Raw genomic sequence first — 20,246 nt, forward strand, 5'->3', positions numbered from 1 at the left:
CAGAACTGAAAATTCCGTCGCGACATGTGTTGGATGTCTAGGATTGCGTAATGCGAGCGCTGTGCCTATTTTTATGGGCGCGAGTCTATCAACCTAATGTCAACTTGCCTAGCCTTTCAGGCAATTAGTCATCATTCACTGTGAGAATCTAAGTGCTCTTAGACACGTTGCGTGCTGATCAAATAAGACTAAAGCTCTCTACTTGGTATGCGTAAACGTTGCCCAACCAGGATTTTGGAAGTCGACGTCAGCTGGTTGGCATCCAGCAGCGCACTGCAACGAACTCGGTACGACTCCGCAATACCGCACGCGGTTTGCCCACGTCGCACAGTGTGCCAACTGCCCGCCGAGGTCACGTGCACGGTTTGCCCCACTCGAATAATGCTGCCGCGAGTTAACCCATTCAAGGCTAGAAATTCAGCGCATCTCAATCCATTCCGTCGCGCTATTGAACAGGAGGTATCACCACGTTTGACGCGATACGTTTGAATGTGTGCGGCACTGCTTGCGGTGATCTGTGTCGTCGCAGTGCCAGGCGTGGTCCCACTGGCATTCTTGGCCAGCACAATACCTCCTGAGCGCGTCGGAACTTTAATACGACGACCAATGTATATGGTACCGCGTTTGTCCAGCCGATTAAGCTTAATCAGTGCTCGACAAGACGCTCGATACTGCTCAGCGATGCCACACGCAGTCTGACCACGACGCACGCGATGCCAGACGAAACCAGCCTCTTCGACTTCTTGAGGTAACGCGTCCATTCTAGCAATCTGCGCGTCCCAACCCGTGGTCTTCTTTGGCAAACGGATAGCGTAGCCAGAAGGCACCAATGCTTTGTGCTTCCAAATCACGGATTTTAGTGCAGGATTCATCGCCCGCAAATCGTCTATATCGACCCGCAGCTCGCTGGCGATACGTTTTATGGATGTGGCCCGGCGCAACACGATGTCGTCGTGCTCGGCAAAACGCGCCGCTGGGCTCGGTGGTATCGAGTCAAAAAACTGGTCTTGGTATTTTGCCACGTGACGCGCAGCCAGAAAGCTGGCGTAAAAGTTCTTCACTGCGGTTTGAAAACTTGGCGACTTATACTCGCGTAATAGCCGCTCATAATCCAAACCAACCTGTTTGATCGCTCGCTGCATGCCTCTGACGCCGTAGTTATACGACGTAATAACGAAGGGGTTCAAATCTTTGGCGGCCACTTCATGCCCATTTTCAAATGCGGTCTCGCTCAAATCATCCACACTATTGCGGAAATACAGTGCGGCAGCGTAGGTTGCCGCAATTGGGTCGTAGCGCTCGTCAATTCGACTGTCTACTCGCAATCCCAATGTGCGCCCCGTGCTCGGCATAATCTGCCACAAACCCGCTGCCCCTACGTGCGATAAAGCCGATGGGTTAAACGCCGATTCAACAAATGGTAGGTACTGCAGTTCCGGCGTCAGATTTTGATCCTCAAGCGCCTCAAGAATGGTCGGTTGATACAGTGTGTACTCTGCCAGGGCGTTGCGCATGCGGTCTTTGTTACCAGACTGACAGCGAATTCTATCCGCAGCCGCGCGAATTTCAGACGGAGACTCATCCTTAAACTGCGCGTACAGAAACGCGTCAGCGTCATTCAAACTGCCATTTTGCGCCACCTTGTCGGCCAAGGAACGCAATTGGCGCTTGAGTCGCTTGCGCTCACGATCAATTGAATCGCCTTTCTTGGAGCGTCGACAACCTTCTTCTCGTTTGACGGTGGAGTACACGCGATGCGGGTTCTCTTTATCGTGAAAAATAGCGGTGCTGGTGTCCCAACGACTAAACACCTCAATCCAAAATGCCACGCGAGGCATGAGCGATTCTGGGCACGAAAATATTTCGTCACATTGCAGGGCGTAGTTGCCCACCGGTGTGACCACGGGCGTCGCTCCTCGGACTGGTGTAACCACAATGCAAGCCGATACCACCAAGGGGGCGTAATAAATCGATCGATGGCAACGCTGTATGATGGCCAGCAAACGTTGAACAACAAAGCTTAGTCTGCCTAACCCAAATTTAGTATGCACTGCGTTAATGTCCTCAAAATAGAGCAAATTAGTTAAATTTAAGACGGTTTAACATCACCTTAAAGGCAAACATTCACAAAAGGTATACACCTGTAGTTTCAGCCGTCACACTGCTGCAAGATAATAACCATTTGGCGCACAAAGTGGATGATTATTGCGAACAATTTAACACTGAAGGCCACCATCTTGAGTAAATCCCGTGGCGTGACCTCGCGGATTTTTTGCCGAAAGACCGAATAACAAAACGTCTGCATTATCCCGCGTTGCCTAAGCGCGCTGAACCGCAGTTCGTACCAACAAATTAATCACTCGAGCGATGAAGAAAGTTGCGATCATTGGCGCCGGCATCAGCGGCTTGGCTACCGCCTACCAATTACATCAGGAATGCGCAGTAACGATATACGAAAAGCAGGATTTCCCTGGTGGGCACACTGACACGCACGAACTTGACATCGATGGCCGCACACTGCGCATCGACAGTGGCTTCATCATATTCTGTCCGCAGTACTACCCGCACTTCTATGCCATGCTGCAAGATCTAGGCGTTGCCTATCAAGCAACTGACATGAGCTTTTCGGCGCACAACCAGCAAACCGGCTTAGTCTACAACGCGACCTCGCTGAACAAGCTTTTTTGCCAGCGGCGTAACCTGCTCAGTCCGCGCTTTTACCGAATGTTGATCGACTTACTGCGTTTCTACGCTCGATCAGCCGATGTACTGGAGTCTGACGATGACTCGCTAACGGTGGCCGACTACTTGACACAACAAGGTTACGGCGATGCATTCTGGCACGATCACCTGCTCCCGATGATGTCAGCCTTATGGTCTTCGCCGCCAGAGCGTGTGGCCCAGTTTCCGATTCGTCATCTGGTGGATTTCTTTAAGGCACACGGCCTGCTGAAAGTGGTCGGCAGACCACAATGGATGGTGGTGAAGAATGGTTCGAAATCCTACGTGGAAGCACTACAAAAACGGCTTAAGGTCGATTGGCGGCTGGGTTGCACGATCCACAGCGTAACGCGTAACAACGCAGGTGTTCAAATTCATTCCGACACAGGGGTCGGACCCGAAGAGTTTGATGTCGTTGTGTTCGCCACCCATTCGGATCAAGCCCTCACATTACTTGCTGACCCATCGCAAACAGAAACTGACGTACTGGGTGCCATCCCATTCGAGCATAATCATGTGGTCGTGCACACCGATGAGACACTTCTGCACCCAAACCGGCAGTCCTGGGCTAGTTGGAATACCGAGGTACCGAGCAATGTGGAGCCTAGCTCGCAGTTTAAATGTACCGCTAATTACTGGATGAACGCGCTACAGAGCCTGCCCGGCCCGACTAATGTGTTTACCACACTAAACAGCAATCATCGGATCCGCGCAGACAAGATTTTGGTGGAGCGACATTACACACACCCTGTGTTTACCGCCGCCAGTGTCGCTGCACAAAAGCGCAAAGCGGAGATAGACGGTCACCAACACACTTATTATGTTGGTGCCTATTGGGGTTGGGGGTTTCATGAAGACGGTGCTCGGACCGCGTACCAAGTCAGTGAAAAGATAAAGGAGCGCCTAGCATGCACGGTCTGACGCTGTTTTCTGGCCAGGTTAGCCACGTCCGTAAGAGCCCGGTCCTGCACCATCTTCGCTACCGTGTGTTTCAACTTTGCCTAGACTTACAGCGGCCAGAATTGATAGATCAGATCAGCCCGCTTTGGTCGAGTCACCGCTGGAATGCCGTGCGCTTCAACCGTCAAAACTACCTACCGAGCAAACGCGACTTGTATAGCGAGGTGTGCCACCAGATTCAGACGCACACCGGACGCGACTTTCAAGGGCAAGTATGTCTGCTCGCAAACCTCAGCTACTGGGGCCACTGTTTTAATCCCGCCGTGTTCTTTTGCTGCTTTGAAAACGACCAGTTGTGCTTTTTGTTAAGCGAGGTCCACAACACACCTTGGGGCGAACGCTTTGTGTATGTCCATGAAGTTGATCCAGACGTGCCCGAATCCAGCCACACTGCTCGGTTCGATAAGCAATTTCATGTATCACCGTTTATGCCTATGACGCTGCGCTATGAGTGGCGGTTTAAGATCACCGATTCAGAGTTTCACATCAGCATGAACCTGCAGCAGGCTTCCGAGGTCATTTTCAATGCGTCAATGCATCTGACAGGGAAACCGCTGACTAGGCAGACAGCAAACTATTTACCGTTTCGGTACCCGTTCATGGGACTGAAAGTCCTCGTTGGCATTTACTGGAACGCCCTAAAACTCTGGTACAAACGCGTGCCTATTTTTGCACACCCGAATTCATCACCAACCAAACGCTGAGCATTGCATCATGACCACCGATCACTACTCGAACTCGCCTGATATCAACGCTGTTTCCGAACCGGAACTCATACCGTCAATCTTTGCTCAGAGCAGGCAACGCATATTCGACGATGCCAACCATCGAGCCATCGACCGTTTCTTTAGGAGTAAATATATTGAGCTATTTCAACGACTTGAAAGCGGTTGCATCACGGTTATCGACCCCCTAGGTACAATCGTGCTCGGCGACCCAGACGCAAAACTACAATGCACGATGACCATCTTTGACCTACGCAGTTACACCAAAGTCGCGTTGGGCGGTAGCAACGGGTCCGCACAAGCGTATATTGAAGGTCTGTGGCGTGTCGATAACCTGAGTCACCTAATTCGAATCTTTGTCATTAACCGAGTCGTATTGGAAGAAATGGAGTCCGGGCTGGCGAAGATCGCTCAATATGTACTGCGCGTCTGGCATCACCTCTTTCGACGCAATACCGTCGCCGGCTCACGCAAGAACATTGCGGACCATTACGACCTTGGCAACGAGTTTTTTCGTTTGTTTCTTGACGAACGCATGATGTACTCCTCAGCGCTGTATCAGCCCGGCGACGATCTTAATTCGGCATCAGAGCGAAAACTACAACGAATTTGTGACGTACTAGCGCTAAGTTCCGAGGATCACGTGGTGGAAATCGGCTCTGGCTGGGGCGGGTTCGCGTGCTACGCAGCGCGTACCACAGGTTGTCAGGTAACCACGGTCACCATCTCACAGGAACAATACGACGAAGCGGTCGCACGGGTTATGCGAGAAAACCTATCCGACCAAGTAACCGTTAAATTGCAGGACTATCGTGATGTCGAAGGCACCTTTGACAAATTGGTCTCCATCGAAATGATCGAGGCAATTGGGCATCAATACCTCGACACCTATTTTCGTAAACTCAACCACCTGCTCAAACCTAACGGTAAAGCATTGGTTCAGGCCATTGTCATCGACGACAATCAGTACCAGAAAGCCCTCAAAGAAGTGGACTACATCAAACGATACATTTTCCCCGGCGGTTTTATGCCATGCTACAGCGTGATTTCACAATTCGCTGGTAATAATCGTCTCATGCTAGAAGACCTGCATGATATGGGGCTGAGTTACGCGCAAACACTGCGTGATTGGCGTAAGCGTTTTTACCATCGGATTGACGATATTACCCAGCAAGGTTACGACGCCGCGTTCCAGCGTATGTGGGAGTTTTACTTGTGTTATTGCGAAGGTGCGTTTGATGAACGCGCCATCAGCGTCGGCCAAATCTTACTACGTAAACAAGCGCATGCAGACTAAGTTTTCCTCAGTCACCAGCGCGCTGCGTTGGCCGACCGTTATTAACGCGGCCCTCTTTCAACTGTTGTGGTTTGCCTGTGTGCTAGGCAGCGCAAACCGATTGTTTATTCCGGCACTGTGCGCGTTTCTACTTCTTGCTGCTTTCCAGCTGCGAGCACACCGACGCGCCGAGGGGGACTACAGTTTACTCGTACTGAGCTTGGCACTCGGAATCCTGATCGACAGCCTCTGGCTGATTCTGGGTTTTGTAGAATTCACCGATCCTCGTCCCCTGCCGTTTCTGGCACCAGCCTGGATATTAGTTTTGTGGGCAGGTTTCGCGCTCACCATCAATCACTCGATGGCATGGGTCAATGCGCACCCGGTTCTGCCGGCTTTACTAGGTGCAATTGGCGGCCCTTTATCCTATATGGCAGGCGAAAAACTGGGCGCGGTGGCGTTCCTGATTGATCGCGAAATCGTGCTCGCCGCTATTGGGCTGGCTTGGGCGTTTGCCATGACCGTGTTCGCTCAAGCGGCTGGACGCAAACTTATTAAATAAGCCGGTGCTCTACATCGACGAGATATGTTTAAATAGGCTCAGGAACAACCTTAACCGATTAAGCCGTACCGAATGAGTCTCGAAAACACCAACATCACCAATCTAGAACGCTTGGTGACCCCACTCGAATTCAAACAACAATTTCCCGTTACCGACGCGATCACCACGCATGTGGAGCGCAGCCGACAAACCATCCGTGACATCTTGGATCGTAAAGACAATCGGCTGTTCGTGGTCGTAGGCCCATGCTCGGTCCACGACACCAAAGCGGCGTTGGAGTACGCGGAACGCCTGAAAAGGCTGTCCGATGAAGTGCAAGACCAATTGTTCATTCTAATGCGCGTCTATTTCGAAAAGCCCCGCACGACTGTTGGCTGGAAAGGTCTGATCAACGACCCCTATTTGGATGGCTCGTTTCAAATTGAAAAAGGCATGTCAATCGGGCGCGAACTGATGATCAAGATCAATGAAATCGGTCTGCCAATCGCGAACGAAGCGCTCGATCCAATTTCACCACAGTACATGCAGGACTTGATCAGCTGGTCGGCGATCGGTGCGCGAACCACGGAATCGCAAACCCATCGTGAAATGGCCAGTGGTTTGTCGGTGCCAATTGGCTTTAAAAACGGAACTGACGGCTCACTCGGTGTCGCCATTAATGCACTGCAATCTGTGAGCAGTGGCCACAGCTTTCTGGGCATCGATCCCCAAGGCAAGGTGTCGATCGTACATTCGTCTGGCAACCAATACGCACACATTGTGCTGCGTGGCGGTGGCGGCAAGCAAAACTATGATTCGGTCAATGTGCGCCTAACGGAACGGGAACTGAGAGATAAGGCCCTGCCCGTCAATATTATGGTGGATTGCAGTCATGCTAATTCGAATAAAGACCCCGAACTACAGCCATTGGTATTAGAGAACATAACCCAGCAAATACTTGAGGGAAATCAAAGTATCATCGGAGTTATGCTGGAAAGTCACCTAAACCCTGGCAGTCAAAAACTGACAGACGACAAGTCCGCTCTTGAGTACGGCGTGTCGATCACCGATGGCTGCATTGGCTGGGACACTACCGAGAGCTGTCTGAAAGAAATGGCATCCAAGCTCAGACAGCTCAAACAATCGGTCAGCCAAAACTACGTATAAGCAGTCCGATCACGATCAGCGGACAAACGAATTTAACGTAAGTAGGCCAGATCTTCCAAAACAGGGTACGCTCCACATGCGGGCTACCCTGTTTTAGTTCTTGCAATAGTTTGTCGCGTTGCCATACCCAGCCAACAAAGACACAGAATAGAATGCCGATCAATGGCTCACTGAACTCTGTGGCGATCCGGACAACCCAATCAAACAACCAAGCAGCGTTGAAGATAATTACCAAGCTGAAGGCGAAGATTCCACTACCAACCAGCCACGCGGCCTTTTTACGCTGAATACCGCGGCTTTCGCTGGCGTAGGCAACTGGCACTTCCAACATTGATATCGAAGAAGTCAGCGCAGCAATACTCATCAATGCGAAGAACAGCATCGCCACTACGGCCCCTGCGCCGCCCATGGTGTCAAACAACGAAGGCAGCACGTTGAAAATCAAGCGCCCGCTCTCAATCAGATTACCGGCATCATCATAAATGACCACGCCGTTGTGTTGTGCCACATACATTGCCGGTATCACCAGCATCCCCGCCAGCACAGCGATCCCAATATCCATCCCTGCGACCGTCGCACCCAGCTTAGGCAGGTTTTCGGACTTGCTGACATACGAGCCATAAATCATCATGGTGCCCACACCAAGTGACAAAGAGAAAAAAGCCTGGCTCAATGCGTCCACCACCAAACCGGGTTCCAAAACCTTAGAAAAATCCGGTTGTAAATACACTCGCCAACCCTCTGCGGCACCAGGTTGCATCGCTATATAAATTATCAATGCAATGATCAGAAGAATCAGTACCGGCATCAGACGCGTGGACCATTTCTCAATCCCGCTGGCCACGCCGTTAGCCACAATTGCAATTGTCAAAACATAGAACACCGCACTGAATAGAATACTGCGTGCGACCGAGTCCGCCACAAACCAAGTTTGCGACTGCCCCAATAACTCTGCAACGGCGCCGATACCGTGTGACACCATCCAGCCAGCGACAATCGCGTAAAAGCTCAGGATCAGACTGGCGGTTAACATGCCCCAGTAACCAGTCAGGAACGCCAATGGCCGAAACCCCGGGGTACTCACAGCGTTGACCGATCGCACCGTGTCTGACTTAGCATAACGACCAATGACCAGCTCGGCCATCAATATGGGATAAGCCAGCAAAAAGGTCAGAATGATATAGGTAAAGACAAACGCCCCGCCGCCGTTCGACGCTACCTTAATCGGAAACCCCCAGATGTTACCCAGCCCAATGGCGGAACCGGATGCGGCAAGTACGAATGCGGTGCGTGAACTAAACTCTCCTCGAGCGGCCATAGTTTGTCTCCAATGATTTCTATATCAATTTTGTTATTCTAATTGTGTGTCGACACGAGGCTAAGCCTGGTTCCCAAGCTCAACGCTGTAATACCTTGGATACGCGATCAATGATAACGGGCAGGTTTTCTGTGGACAGACCAGCAACATTGATACGCGTGCTGTCCAACAAATAAATGCCGAATTCGGAACGCAACGCACGCACGGCGTCCAGTGGGATACCAAGATAACAGAACATGCCCTTACTTTGTGCCACGAAGCTAAAGTCTTTTACGGTCTGACTCTGATTCAATCCATCCGCAAGTTCACCGCGCAATCGATTCATGCGCGCACGGACTTGTTCCAGTTCGCTGCGCCACTCTTGTGTCAACGCCGGATCGCTTAATAGATGACCAACGATACCACCGCCATGGTAGGGAGACATACTGTACGAGCTACGGGCAGCGGTCAGAATGTGTGATTTAGCGGCGGCAGTTGTTTTACTGTCAGGCGTGATCACCATGACCGCACCGATTCGCTCACGATACAACCCAAAGTTCTTCGAACAGGAGCTGGCAATCAGCACTTCCGGTAACCGTTTGACCGCCTCTCGTACGCCGTACGCATCTTCATTTAAACCGTCGCCAAAGCCCTGATAAGCCACATCGATAAAGGGAGTCAACTGTCGTTCAGCCAAGACACTGATCACTTGATCCCATTGCTCAGGCGTAATATCCGCACCGGTTGGATTGTGACAACATCCGTGCAACAACACCACATCGCCAATTGGAATCGCTTGTAAAGAACTCAGCATTTTACTGAAATCCACAGCGTGTGTTTCTGGACTGTAGTACGCGTACTTTTCAAGCTTCAAACCCGCACTCTGGAGTAATGGAAAATGGTTCGCCCAGGTTGGGTCACTGACCCAAACCGTGGCCCCTTCACGCGCGTGCATCAACAATTCAGCACCCATTCGTAACGCGCCGCAGCCGCCTGGTGTCATCACCGCACCAACCCGATCACCCAATTGAGCGCTCAGCGAATCGCCTAACAGAAGTTGCGTCATGTGTTGTAAAAATAATGGATCACCAGCCTGTGGGGCATACGACTTGGTCTCCTGCGCGTCGATTAACTGAGCTTCCGCCTTTTTTACAGCCGTAAAAATCGGTGTCACGCCATGAGCGTTCTGATACACACCAATCGACAGGTTGATTTTGTCGGGGTTCGAGTCTTGCTGAAAGGTTTGATTAAGCCCCAGAATAGGGTCGGCGGGCAGTGTTTCTAATTTTCCAAACATGAGCGAATGTATTCAATACGAAAATTGTTGAGAGTAAACAAGGAGTGGATTATTCCGAGCTATGATTGTCCGCGTCCTCGCTTGTAGGATCGGTTTCCAACCCATCAGGGGCCAGTGTGGGGCGCTTTATTTCAGCCAAATATTTGAATAACAATCGAGCTGACTTCGGCGGTTTATTACGTTTTTGCTCATTGGCAGCATTGCGAACCAGCTGGCGGATATGTTGACGATCGATAACCGGGAACTGGTCGATGAGATCGGTGAGAAGGCCTTCGTCACCTGCGATCAATCGATCACGCCATTGCTCCAGCTGGTGCAACTCGGCTGTCTGCTGTTTTGATGGCTGCTTTTGCCGTGCGAGCTCCAACTGGATAGCCTCAACATCTTCTTCCTGCATCAGTGTCGCAATACGACGCAACTGACGCTGCAACGCGCCACGCTGGAAACGCTTACCATCCTTCACGGCTTGGCGCATGGCGTCGCTTAGGGGCACTTTTTTAAGTGCTGACTCCGGCATTTTTATAAGTTCCTGCCCGAGTTCGTTCAGTACTTTTATCTCGCGTTTAATTTGCGTTTTGTTTGGACGGACGGCGTATTCGCGCTCATTCATGAGGACTAAAACTATGGCGACTTAAACATGCGTTTACAAGTCGCATCTGGCTATCGGAGCAGTGTGATTATCAGCCGAGAATTATGCGCTGTATGCTAACGTATTACCAGCTTTTTCACCGTGATAGCGTTTCAAATCAACGTTTTGTCCAGCGCGATGTTACGATAGATGAGCGTGATGATTCATCGAAAATCACCTCGATGCGCGTACCAACGTTTACCTCACTTTCAACTTCGACAGTCCAGTTAAACCGATTCGATAATCGCTTGACGATTGTCAGTCCAACGCCATAGCCTTTGCGTTGGGTTTTCCCCGGTTGATCAGCTCGGTAATAGGGTTGAAAAATTTTCTTGATCTGATCCTTGGTCATACCGATACCCGTGTCCGCGATCACTACCGAATGTTCTTTGATAATCACGCTCACGGTGCCTTCGTTGGTGTACAGAACCGCATTGCGGATCAAGTTGCCCAACACGATAGACACCACCTTGCGTGCCGTATCGAGTTCCAGCGGATACTGTTCATCAACTTCAATTGAGACAGGCTTGTTATCGAGGTAGATTCCAGCATCACTGATTTCGTGCTCCACGATCTCAGCAATCACGGTGTGCTCGTCTTCAAATTCTTTGTCTGTCTCACGTGCCAAAATCAAGAACGCATCGATCAGCTCTTCCATGTCACGCGCTGCACCTTTGATACGCGTAACATACTTGCGCGAATAGTCGTCTAGATTTTGCTCTGCCAACATCATGTCGCTCGCCATTTTGATAACCGTTAATGGGGTACGAAACTCATGGCTTGCATCGCGCGTGAAAGCGCGCTCGCGCTCCACAAAGCGCCGAATCCGACGTGCGTACGACCCGAAGGATTTGACCAATTTTTCGACTTCCCAGTCCACATCGCCCGGGACGTCCGATAGGTCCTCCAAGCTGGCATTTGGGTGCGCCGGATCAAAACGGTCAAATCGATTCGCGAGCCAAACTATTGGGCTTAACAGGTGATTAGATTCCCGATAAACCCACCAAGCCGCCACATAAATCAGCACCAGCACAATGGTTAACGGAAAGATACCGAAATAGATCGCCAGTCGCAACACACTCTTGCCGTCGAACAAAAGGTGCAACCGTTTGCCGGGATGCGCGTCGGACTCACTGGCATACAGCAATGAGTGCGCGGTCTGCCCATGCATTTTGTGGAAGCCCAAACCATAGCCCTGCAGATCCTCTGGCATACCCAGCTCCGAGTCGCTACTGGTCAGATAACCTTTGAGGTTGTCGGTGTTTGGCGGTGGAAAATCCCGATTTTGAGAGTACGACTCCCAGAAATGTTTTGATTCGCCAATAAGCGCTTGCTTGACCAAAAACTGTTCGATAACCACGCTCGCAAAACCAATACCAAGCACCGCGACCAAGGCGATCAGACACGCCTGTAAGGTCATTTTTCGGCTAATCTTGGAACGAATGATCGACTGCCGCAGATCTGAATTTTTCATTATTTCAATTTCATCATCACACAGTGATCGAGTCGCCTCGAGGCAATCTTGGCGCTCCCTGAACTTCGGCTACCACAGCCCAAGATACATTATGGCGCGTCACCAATGCGATAGCCACGGGACTGAATTGTTTGCAGCAGCGGCTGATCAAATGGCTTGTCGATTTGTTTGCGCAGATTGTACATATGGCTGCGCAATGTATCGCTGTCGGGCAAAATATCGCCCCAGATCTCGTGTTCTAGTTGGTTGCGGCTGACGACTTTTGGCGATTCTTTCATCAAAATGGTTAAGATTTTCAAACCGATTGGCGATAAGTAAATTGGCTGACCGGAGCGCTGCACTTCGAGTGTGCCAGTATCCAGCTCTAAGTCCCCCACCGTCAACACTTCTTGCTGCGCGATCTGCCCTTTACGGCGCATTAGCGCTTTGATGCGCGCTTCGAGTTCGAGGATCTCAAATGGCTTAACTAAATAATCGTCTGCGCCAGTTTCGAGTCCTTTAACTTTATCCTCCAGCGTGTCACGTGCAGTCAGCATCAGAATCGGTGTATAGACTTTGGACTCTTCACGCAATTTTCGACACACATCCAACCCATCCATTTCCGGCAACATTAGGTCTAGCAAGATAATATCGTATTCGTTTTGACTCGCGAGATTGAAGCCCATTCGACCATCACTGGCGTAGTCCATCTCGTAATCGCGGCGCTCGAAATAATCGTAGAGCATCTCGGCGATGTCTTTATGATCTTCAATAATTAAAACGCGGGTATTTTGAGTCATAGTGTAAAATCAAGTTAGTATAATGTTATGAATATTAGGCAAGCAGCAGTGATTTCCGCGTGAATAATACACACCGGTTTACCGCCTCTAAACGCATCTACCAGACCCTGTTGGTCTGCGCTGTGCTGGGCAGCATGGCCGCGTGCGTAGCAAGCCGCTCTTGGCAGACCGACCACCGCGCTTTGATGTCAGACCTGGTATGCAAAGATGCACACCAGTACCGCGACCGCGTGGTTGGCGACGGACACTGTGTATCGCTCATTAAGCGATGCAGCGGCGCACCAGACACCGTCGACTGGCGACCAGGTGAAACGGTTCTCAATGCGGACTTAACTCCTGGCACCATTATCGCGACCTTCAAAGGCAATCGCTACCCTAGCCGACGAGGTTATCATGCCGCAATCTATATCGAGCAAGATGAGCGTGGCATCTGGGTTTGGGATCAATGGGTAGGCAAACCAGTCCATCGACGACTCATTCGAATCCGTGGCGATGATGCGCTGCCGAGCAACTCGGCGCAAGCTTATCGCGTGGTGAAACTGCGTTAATCCGCAGTATTTGAAGGTCACTGCTTACGTTCCGATAGTTACGCAGGCTGTGTGCCCGGCAAATAAACAGCTCGGCCTTGCGTGTCCCCATCAGACTCATGGATCAACGGTTTCGTCACCACGGCTGGATCCGCGATGATCTGCACCTTTAGTCCAGGCATATTGTCAGCAAACTGCAGCTCCAAACGATGCACTTTCAATACCGCAAACACCAGTGCCAGGCCCAAGCCACTGCCGGGCGTGGTGCGACTTTGGTCTAAGCGATAAAAACGTTGTACGACTTTTTCGTACTCTGATTCCGGTATTCCCGGACCATTATCGGCAATCTCAACCAACCATTGGCCTTCCGATTTTGCAGAGCGGATAGACACCTGACCTCGATCAGGCGTGTATTTGATCGCATTATCCAACAGGTTGGCTAATGCCTGAAATAACATATCGCGATCCGCGTAGATTTCCATAGGACCACCAATCTGTACTGACAGCGATTGCCCTTTCTCTTCTATCAAGGGCTCATAGAGCTCCTGCAAGTCTGACAAAATAGAATTGACATCAACCAAACTGAATCCTTTACGCTGCTCGCTGTACTCAATACGGGCAATTCGGAGCAAGGCATTAAACGTGGCAAGTAAGCCATCTGCCTCTTGAATGATCTGGTCTACCGCAGCTTCTTCCTCACTCCCAGGATCCACCCGTAAACGCAGCTCTTCGACCCGATTCTTTAGTCGTGCGAGAGGGGTTTTTAAGTCGTGTGCAATGTTATCAGACACGCGCCGCACGCCTTCCATACCATGTTCGATCTGGTCCAACATGCTATTGAGGTTGTTTGCCAGTTCATCAAACTCATCACCGGTACCACGGGTGGCAATGCGTTTACGTAAATCGCCCTGCATAATCTTACGGCTGGTCTGGTTTATGGCACCCAGTCGACTGCGGAGTGTCTGGCGCATCATAAAACCGCCAATGACACCCAACGCCAAGGTCAAGATCAAACCCCAAATCAGCGCTCTACCGACCAGTGCTTTCAGGGTCGTCAAATCCTTCATGCCCTGCCCGACCAACAAATTAAATCGGTTTTCCACCACGAACGTTTTAGCACGTGCGGTAAACTCACCATCCACACCTTGACGCTCGCCGTCTTCCAGCCGAAATTCAAGCCACCCTTCTTTAACGTCGCGCGCCACTTTTGGCCACGGATAAATGTTACCAACCAAGGGCTGGTATCGGTGATCGGTTAACAAATACAGGGTTGGGTCACCTGGCCGCAAGCGCTCAATGCGCTCCGACAACAGAATCACCAGGCCGGGATAACCTTTCTGCTCGTAGACTTCGGTCAGCTCTAGAATTTCGGCATTGATATCATCGTCGGTCTGCTGGGTCTTATATACGATCGTAGACCAGTATATAAAACCCAGAATAATGGATACCGAAATGCCAAACAGGACGACATAAACCAGCGTTATACGGAACGCTGAACTTTTAAAAGGACTAATCTGGTTCACTCAACATATAGCCGGCGCCACGCACCGTGTGTAACAACGACACATCAAACTCTTTGTCGATTTTACCGCGCAGACGGCTGATATGCACATCAATCACATTGGTTTGAGGGTCGAAATGGTAGTCCCAAACCTTTTCCAGCAACATCGTGCGAGTAACCACCTGACCGCTATGACGCATCAAGTATTCCAGTAAACGGAACTCGCGTGGCTGCAAATCAATTTTTTCATCCGCGCGTCGAACTTCTCGCTTGAGCAGATCCATCTCCAGATCAGCTACTTTCAGCACTGTATCCGGTGATTCTGGCTCAGCGCGGCGCACCAACGCTTCGATTCGAGCTTGCAACTCGGAAAACGCAAACGGCTTTACCAAGTAATCGTCGGCACCAGCCTTTAAACCAACCACTCGGTCATCGACGTCACCTAATGCACTTAACATAAGAATCGGTGTGCGATTCCCACTGCCACGCAAGGTACGAGTCATAGTCACGCCATCGACTTTCGGTAACATGCGATCAGCGACGATCACTTGATACTCGGTGGAGTCTGCCATCAGCAGCCCTTCCCGGCCATCCTGCGCGTGATCAGCGATGTGACCACATTCAGTCAACCCCTTAACGATATAGGCCGCCGTCTCTTTGTCGTCTTCCACGACGAGTACTCGGATCATATTTTTCTTAGTCATTTTATGTTTCCGTCTATTTTACGCTATTTGCCGAACAGCTCCCAGCAATACCAGCCGGGAGCCGCCAGCGATTGGAAATCAAGTGTGAGTATTGACTTGATCCGACTTATTTGAGTTTGAATGCCAGAAAACCAGCATTGCCACGTCGGTTTAGCAACACAGCGACCGAGGTGTCACCGGCTTTTGACGCAGCTTTGAGGGCACGCGTCACGTCGTCCGGTGTGGTTACCGACTGGTTGTCAAAACGAGTGATGACATCACCGACTTGTAAGCCGTTCTTGGCTGCCATACCACCGCGCTTTACCGCCGTGATCAACACACCCTGAGTCGTATCGGCAATGCGATAACGTCCGCGGAGCGCGTCATTGAGTTCACTCAACTCGGCACCCAACAATTCATCACTTTCTTGCTCTACGGGCTTCTCTTGTTGCGGTGCTGCTCCAGCCAGTGTGTCGTCTTCCGGAAAGACCTCGGTGGTAATCTTGAGTTTCTTAACTTTGCCATTGCGCCATACAGTCATGTCATATGTCTTGCCAACTGGTGACTGGGCCACGGTTCGCGGAAGGTTACGCATCTCTTTGATTTTCTTACCATCAAAAGACAGGACAATGTCACCAGCTACCAGACCAGCTTTGTCTGCTGGTGAGCCATCGGCCACCTGTGAAATCAATGCGCCTTCTTCGTTATCACGTCCAAACACCTCGGCCAGCTCTTCGGTGATTTCGCCGATTGTCACGCCGATCCAACCGCGTTGCACCTGCCCTGAGTCACGTAGTTGATCAATAACGCCTTTGGCCATGCTGGCTGGAATTGCGAACCCAATACCAACACTGCCACCGGAAGGTGAGTAAATCATCGAGTTGATCCCAATCACTTCGCCATTCATATTGAACAGTGGACCACCCGAATTGCCTCGGTTGATCGCAGCGTCAACCTGAATAAAATTATCATACGGTCCAGCGTGAATATCTCGGCCACGTGCCGAAATAATGCCAGTACTGGCTGAGCCACCCAGACCGAATGGGTTACCAATTGCCAACACCCAGTCACCGACACGCGATTTCTTGTCGTCGCCCCACACTAAATACGGCAAGCTCGACGCATCTTTAAGTTTCAGTAAGGCAAGATCGGTTTTCGGATCACTGCCCTGAATTTCAGCCTCGTACTCCGTGCCATCTGGCAAGGTAACCACGATCTCATCCGCACGATCAATCACATGATGATTAGTGACGACATAACCGTCAGCACTAACGATGAATCCCGAGCCGATACCCAGTGGCTGCGTTTGTTTCTCATCTTCATCATCGGATTCCAGCTCGTTTTCTTGCGGCATATCCGGAAACTGGTCTGGGAAAAATTCTCGAAAAAAATCTTCAAATCCACGCGGGCCACGGAATTGACGATATTCCGGGCTATTGCGTCCAAATCGGCGACGTTCGATAATCCCTGCGGTCGCCACGTGAACCACCGCTGGACTCACGTCTTCCACCAAATCCGCAAAGCCATCAGATGGGCTCCAAGAGCGTTTTCCCATGGCGTCTGAGCGTAATTGTGCCGCCGGCACAATATCCTCAGCCACAATCGGCGCATCGCTAGAATATAGAGCGGTAGTTGGTTTGTCGCCATCGGCATTGGCCTGGACTGAAATCACCACAGCAGCGGTGGCCACCACCACAGCGCCCCACTTCAAAATTGGAACGATTGAATTTGAAATTAGTTTGTTCATTAACATCTCCTAAATATAGAACCAACCCGATTGAACAATAGTCAGGGTATGCCAAATGTCGATTTGCACGCAAAACATGAGAACATTACTTTCTCAACAAGTGCAAAGTATCGCATTGACTCCCTAGATAGTAAGGGCGCATTTGTTACCCTCCAATGGCCAGTGGATTACTTTTTAGTAATAGCACATCAGATGCCAGTCAGGCGTCTATTTACTGGCACCGGAAATATGAATTCCGCACCTCATCTCCACTCAGAATAGCCGTTGCCTGCGCTGACGTACTGGTTGTATCTTAAAAGGCAAGGTGCACAACGCAGGTAAAGAAAAGCCCGAGTAGCACCAACATACTGGCTAGAAAAAATCCGAAACGTAATGCAATCACATTGTTCGTCACGTGGACCATGGCATGCACCCAACGCAAGCCCACGTACAACCAAGCCAGTGCCAAGCTCAATAGCGTGACACCGCCACTGTGCGCCAACATCAAACACAACACGTAGAACACCACCGGGAACTGAAATTGATTATCCAGTGCGTTTGAGGTTAACACCACTGGTAACGGCCAAGCCTTGTTGTCCACTGTACTTTCTGGTCGTTGTAAACCTGCCTTGCGGGCCGCCGCTTTGCGAACACCATTCAAACCAATCACCCATAATGGAATGCTAAGTTGAAGTAAAACTGGCCAATAGATTAACGTGGATTGCATGATTCTCTCCTAGTTCAGCGATTCTTGTGATGGGGCTTGATGCTCACCGCGACTGACTTAAATCCTGGGGTCTTGCTACGCGGATCACGGTCTCGCCCGACTAAAATGTTGGCTTCTGGGTAGTAGGCCATGACATCACCGGCTGGCAGGTCGAACAGGTGTACCGCCACTGCCTCCATGACCCCATTGTCAGACGCAATATCAGCACAGTCACCATGCGCTAGCCCCAATGTTGCAGCATCGTGCTCACTTATCATAACCACCCAACGTTGTTTGGTACCGCGATAGCTGTCGTGTTCTTCATAGATAATGGAATTAAACTGCCCTTCACTCCGAACAGACATCAAGGTGAATGGTCGAGATTGGGCCTCTCTGGCTGAACTCAACTTGACCGGACGAAACTGCGCGCGTTGATCGGAGGTCGAAAACGTCGGTGTATGGCGTAAACGACCCTCAACGTGAAACTCTCGTTTGTGTGTATCAATCTCAGCCAAAGCCTGCATTCCTGGCACGGATTCGGCAATTATCTCGCGCACGCTCGTATGGCTTCGCAGCGTCGAGAACCGCAGATCAGGCAACAATAGCTCTCCGATATCCGCTAACACAGACACTTCGGAGCGGGCATTCGCAATCCGCTGAATGCCACCGTCACTCATCCGCACGAAATTAAACATAGATTCCTGCGTGGTAGGCTCCGGCTCTTCATCCCGGGCGGCCACCGGCAACACCAGCAATTCACTGTCATCACACGCTTGCACATGACTTGCATTAAGTGTGGTTGTCATGCAAATACGAGTGCCGATTTTATTCATTGCACGGGTGACCCATTGGGTATCGGGTGAAGCTGAAAACAAGTTACCACCGAGCAATACTGCCGCGTCCATCTTGCCTTGATCCGCTGCCTCGAGGCAGGCCATTGTGTCTAGCCCAGTCTCACTCTGCCGGCTCGGTAAGCATATATTCAGTGCGGCTTCCACCCGGTCCAGTATTTGGTCATCCAGCGTTGGTTTGACACCAATAGTACCAACTCCCTGAACGTTGCTGTGTCCACGCAAGGGTAGCAACCCAGCGCCTTCGCGCGCGAGCATGCCGCGCAACAAGCAAAGATTTACAATCGCCTCGACATTTTCCACACCGTGCGCGTGATGCGTGATGCCCATACCCCAAGCGAATATGGTGTGTTTGGAGCGCGCATACACATCGGCGATTTTAACAATCTCCACTTTGGCTAGACCGGTCGCAGCTTCGATGTCAGGCCAAGCGAGCTCAGCTAGCTCAGCACGTAGACCGTGAAACCCGCTCGTATGGGTGGCAATAAACTCGGTATCAGTTCGGTCGCTGTCAAGGATCTGCTTTGCGATACCGGCCAACAAACTGGCATCGCTGCCAATCCGCGGTTGCACGTAATGACTCGCGATTTCATCACCGCCGCGCAACAATGATTTGGGACTCTTGGGTAACGCAAACTTAACCAGACCGCTCTCACGCGCAGGATTAATTACCACCACCTCGCCACCTCGATCACGACAGGCTTTGAGCTTGTGAATAAACCGCGGATGATTGGAAGCCGGGTTCGCGCCGATCACAAACACACAGTCTGCGCGATCAAGATCTGCCAGAGTGACCGTGGCCGTACCCGTGCCCAAAGCACCGGACAATCCCTCGCTGGTCGCCTGATGACAGTAGTACGAACAGTTGTTCACATTGTTAGTGCCATACGCCCGTGCCAGCAACTGAAACACAAAGCCGGCCTCGTTCGATGAGCGCCCTGAACTGTAAAAAAACGTGCGATTTGGCGTGGTGCGCTGCAGGCAGTTGACTGCCTTCTCAATCGCCCAAGACCAGGTTACCGGTGTAAAGCTTGTCGCATCGCGAGATTTGAAGATCGGCGTCCCAAGTCGCCCTAAATGTTCCAACTCATGCGCACTAAGAGCACGAAAGTCCGCAAGCGAGTATCGAAACAACGCATCAGGTATGGGAGGTTGGATATCGGTCGACTGCGCCTGAATACTTTTATTACACACCGCAGGGAACTCGCCCAGCTCATTCGTCATACCGCCGGCCTGACCCCCCATACCCAGCCCACAGGCCTTGCAGGCGTTGTTGGCACTTAAGGCCTTTCGCGAATCAAGTAAGCCTATGCGTTGAATGGTGCGCAGCGCATAGAGTATCTTTTTAACACCACCGCCAACCTGCGTATTTGGCGTCATGCTCACT

17 protein-coding genes are annotated in these 20,246 nt (G+C 51.0%); 6 read left to right on the forward strand and 11 right to left on the reverse strand.

Features of this window, described 5'->3' with window-relative positions; all coding sequences use genetic code 11:
* Positions 1–188 precede the first annotated feature (188 nt).
* Positions 189–2,051 carry a LysM peptidoglycan-binding domain-containing protein gene (locus IE055_RS13220; RefSeq protein ID WP_189402007.1) on the reverse strand — a complete coding sequence of 621 codons (1,863 nt, stop codon included), beginning with the start codon at positions 2,049–2,051 and terminating at the stop codon, positions 189–191.
* A gap of 316 nt (positions 2,052–2,367) precedes the next feature.
* Between IE055_RS13220 and IE055_RS13225 the strand changes: the two genes are divergently transcribed.
* The 5 genes from IE055_RS13225 to IE055_RS13245 all read left to right on the forward strand — a co-directional run bounded on the left by IE055_RS13225 (position 2,368) and on the right by IE055_RS13245 (position 7,390).
* On the forward strand, positions 2,368–3,642 hold the full coding sequence (locus IE055_RS13225) for an NAD(P)/FAD-dependent oxidoreductase (protein ID WP_189402009.1): 1,275 nt from the start codon (positions 2,368–2,370) through the stop codon (positions 3,640–3,642).
* Positions 3,630–4,385, forward strand: coding sequence for a DUF1365 domain-containing protein (locus tag IE055_RS13230; protein WP_189402011.1), 756 nt, complete (start codon positions 3,630–3,632; stop codon positions 4,383–4,385). The genes IE055_RS13225 and IE055_RS13230 overlap by 13 nt, the downstream gene beginning before the upstream one ends.
* Positions 4,386–4,395: 10 nt before the next feature.
* Positions 4,396–5,703 (forward strand): SAM-dependent methyltransferase, encoded by a 1,308-nt coding sequence (locus IE055_RS13235; RefSeq protein ID WP_189402012.1) that lies wholly within the window; start codon positions 4,396–4,398, stop codon positions 5,701–5,703.
* Positions 5,693–6,244 (forward strand): DUF2878 domain-containing protein, encoded by a 552-nt coding sequence (locus IE055_RS13240; RefSeq protein WP_189402014.1) that lies wholly within the window; start codon positions 5,693–5,695, stop codon positions 6,242–6,244. Before IE055_RS13235 ends, IE055_RS13240 begins: the two co-directional genes overlap by 11 nt.
* A gap of 72 nt (positions 6,245–6,316) precedes the next feature.
* Positions 6,317–7,390 (forward strand): 3-deoxy-7-phosphoheptulonate synthase, encoded by a 1,074-nt coding sequence (locus IE055_RS13245; RefSeq protein WP_189402017.1) that lies wholly within the window; start codon positions 6,317–6,319, stop codon positions 7,388–7,390.
* On the opposite strand, the gene IE055_RS13250 is transcribed toward IE055_RS13245, so the two are convergent.
* The 5 genes from IE055_RS13250 to IE055_RS13270 all read right to left on the reverse strand — a co-directional run bounded on the left by IE055_RS13250 (position 7,371) and on the right by IE055_RS13270 (position 12,865).
* Positions 7,371–8,708, reverse strand: coding sequence for a sodium-dependent transporter (locus IE055_RS13250; RefSeq protein ID WP_189402019.1), 1,338 nt, complete (start codon positions 8,706–8,708; stop codon positions 7,371–7,373). The two genes, IE055_RS13245 and IE055_RS13250, sit on opposite strands and share 20 nt — an antisense overlap.
* Positions 8,709–8,787: 79 nt before the next feature.
* Positions 8,788–9,984 (reverse strand): amino acid aminotransferase, encoded by a 1,197-nt coding sequence (locus IE055_RS13255; protein WP_189402021.1) that lies wholly within the window; start codon positions 9,982–9,984, stop codon positions 8,788–8,790.
* Positions 9,985–10,033: 49 nt separating this feature from the next.
* Positions 10,034–10,594: a ribosome biogenesis factor YjgA gene (yjgA, locus tag IE055_RS13260; RefSeq protein WP_189402023.1), complete on the reverse strand. Its 561-nt coding sequence runs from the start codon at positions 10,592–10,594 to the stop codon at positions 10,034–10,036.
* Between the two features lie 136 nt (positions 10,595–10,730).
* Positions 10,731–12,086 (reverse strand): sensor histidine kinase, encoded by a 1,356-nt coding sequence (locus IE055_RS13265; RefSeq protein WP_189402025.1) that lies wholly within the window; start codon positions 12,084–12,086, stop codon positions 10,731–10,733.
* A gap of 89 nt (positions 12,087–12,175) precedes the next feature.
* Complete coding sequence (locus tag IE055_RS13270) at positions 12,176–12,865, reverse strand: response regulator transcription factor (protein WP_189402027.1); 690 nt, start codon at positions 12,863–12,865, stop codon at positions 12,176–12,178.
* Positions 12,866–12,924: 59 nt separating this feature from the next.
* Here IE055_RS13270 and IE055_RS13275 point away from each other — a divergent pair, with 59 nt between their 5' ends.
* A complete protein-coding gene (locus IE055_RS13275) occupies positions 12,925–13,413 on the forward strand; it encodes a BPSL0067 family protein (protein WP_229794294.1) in 489 nt (162 codons plus the stop codon).
* Positions 13,414–13,451: 38 nt separating this feature from the next.
* On the opposite strand, the gene IE055_RS13280 is transcribed toward IE055_RS13275, so the two are convergent.
* The 5 genes from IE055_RS13280 to IE055_RS13300 form a co-directional block, all read right to left on the reverse strand.
* On the reverse strand, positions 13,452–14,915 hold the full coding sequence (locus IE055_RS13280) for a sensor histidine kinase (RefSeq protein WP_189402029.1): 1,464 nt from the start codon (positions 14,913–14,915) through the stop codon (positions 13,452–13,454).
* Positions 14,902–15,579, reverse strand: a complete 678-nt coding sequence (locus IE055_RS13285) for a winged helix-turn-helix domain-containing protein (RefSeq protein ID WP_189402309.1) — start codon at positions 15,577–15,579, stop codon at positions 14,902–14,904. Before IE055_RS13285 ends, IE055_RS13280 begins: the two co-directional genes overlap by 14 nt.
* Positions 15,580–15,703: 124 nt before the next feature.
* Positions 15,704–17,323: a DegQ family serine endoprotease gene (locus IE055_RS13290; protein WP_189402031.1), complete on the reverse strand. Its 1,620-nt coding sequence runs from the start codon at positions 17,321–17,323 to the stop codon at positions 15,704–15,706.
* Positions 17,324–17,615: 292 nt separating this feature from the next.
* Entirely contained in the window at positions 17,616–18,029 is a 414-nt protein-coding gene (locus tag IE055_RS13295; protein ID WP_189402033.1) for an MAPEG family protein, read from the reverse strand.
* Positions 18,030–18,043: 14 nt separating this feature from the next.
* Entirely contained in the window at positions 18,044–20,239 is a 2,196-nt protein-coding gene (locus IE055_RS13300) for an FdhF/YdeP family oxidoreductase (RefSeq protein ID WP_189402035.1), read from the reverse strand.
* Positions 20,240–20,246 lie beyond the last annotated feature (7 nt).

The organism is Arenicella chitinivorans (genome assembly GCF_014651515.1).
Lineage (GTDB): Bacteria > Pseudomonadota > Gammaproteobacteria > Arenicellales > Arenicellaceae > Arenicella > Arenicella chitinivorans.

What these genes read in the sequence shown, in the direction of transcription:
- IE055_RS13225 (WP_189402009.1), top strand. Translation starts at nt 2,368, where the DNA reads ATGAAGAAAGTTGCGATCATTGGCGCCGGCATCAGCGGCTTGGCTACC.
- IE055_RS13230 (WP_189402011.1), top strand. Translation starts at nt 3,630, where the DNA reads ATGCACGGTCTGACGCTGTTTTCTGGCCAGGTTAGCCACGTCCGTAAG.
- IE055_RS13235 (WP_189402012.1), top strand. Translation starts at nt 4,396, where the DNA reads ATGACCACCGATCACTACTCGAACTCGCCTGATATCAACGCTGTTTCC.
- IE055_RS13240 (WP_189402014.1), top strand. Translation starts at nt 5,693, where the DNA reads ATGCAGACTAAGTTTTCCTCAGTCACCAGCGCGCTGCGTTGGCCGACC.
- IE055_RS13245 (WP_189402017.1), top strand. Translation starts at nt 6,317, where the DNA reads ATGAGTCTCGAAAACACCAACATCACCAATCTAGAACGCTTGGTGACC.
- IE055_RS13250 (WP_189402019.1), bottom strand. Translation starts at nt 8,708, where the DNA reads ATGGCCGCTCGAGGAGAGTTTAGTTCACGCACCGCATTCGTACTTGCC.
- IE055_RS13255 (WP_189402021.1), bottom strand. Translation starts at nt 9,984, where the DNA reads ATGTTTGGAAAATTAGAAACACTGCCCGCCGACCCTATTCTGGGGCTT.
- yjgA (WP_189402023.1), bottom strand. Translation starts at nt 10,594, where the DNA reads ATGAATGAGCGCGAATACGCCGTCCGTCCAAACAAAACGCAAATTAAA.
- IE055_RS13265 (WP_189402025.1), bottom strand. Translation starts at nt 12,086, where the DNA reads ATGAAAAATTCAGATCTGCGGCAGTCGATCATTCGTTCCAAGATTAGC.
- IE055_RS13270 (WP_189402027.1), bottom strand. Translation starts at nt 12,865, where the DNA reads ATGACTCAAAATACCCGCGTTTTAATTATTGAAGATCATAAAGACATC.
- IE055_RS13290 (WP_189402031.1), bottom strand. Translation starts at nt 17,323, where the DNA reads ATGAACAAACTAATTTCAAATTCAATCGTTCCAATTTTGAAGTGGGGC.
- IE055_RS13295 (WP_189402033.1), bottom strand. Translation starts at nt 18,029, where the DNA reads ATGCAATCCACGTTAATCTATTGGCCAGTTTTACTTCAACTTAGCATT.
- IE055_RS13300 (WP_189402035.1), bottom strand. Translation starts at nt 20,239, where the DNA reads ATGACGCCAAATACGCAGGTTGGCGGTGGTGTTAAAAAGATACTCTAT.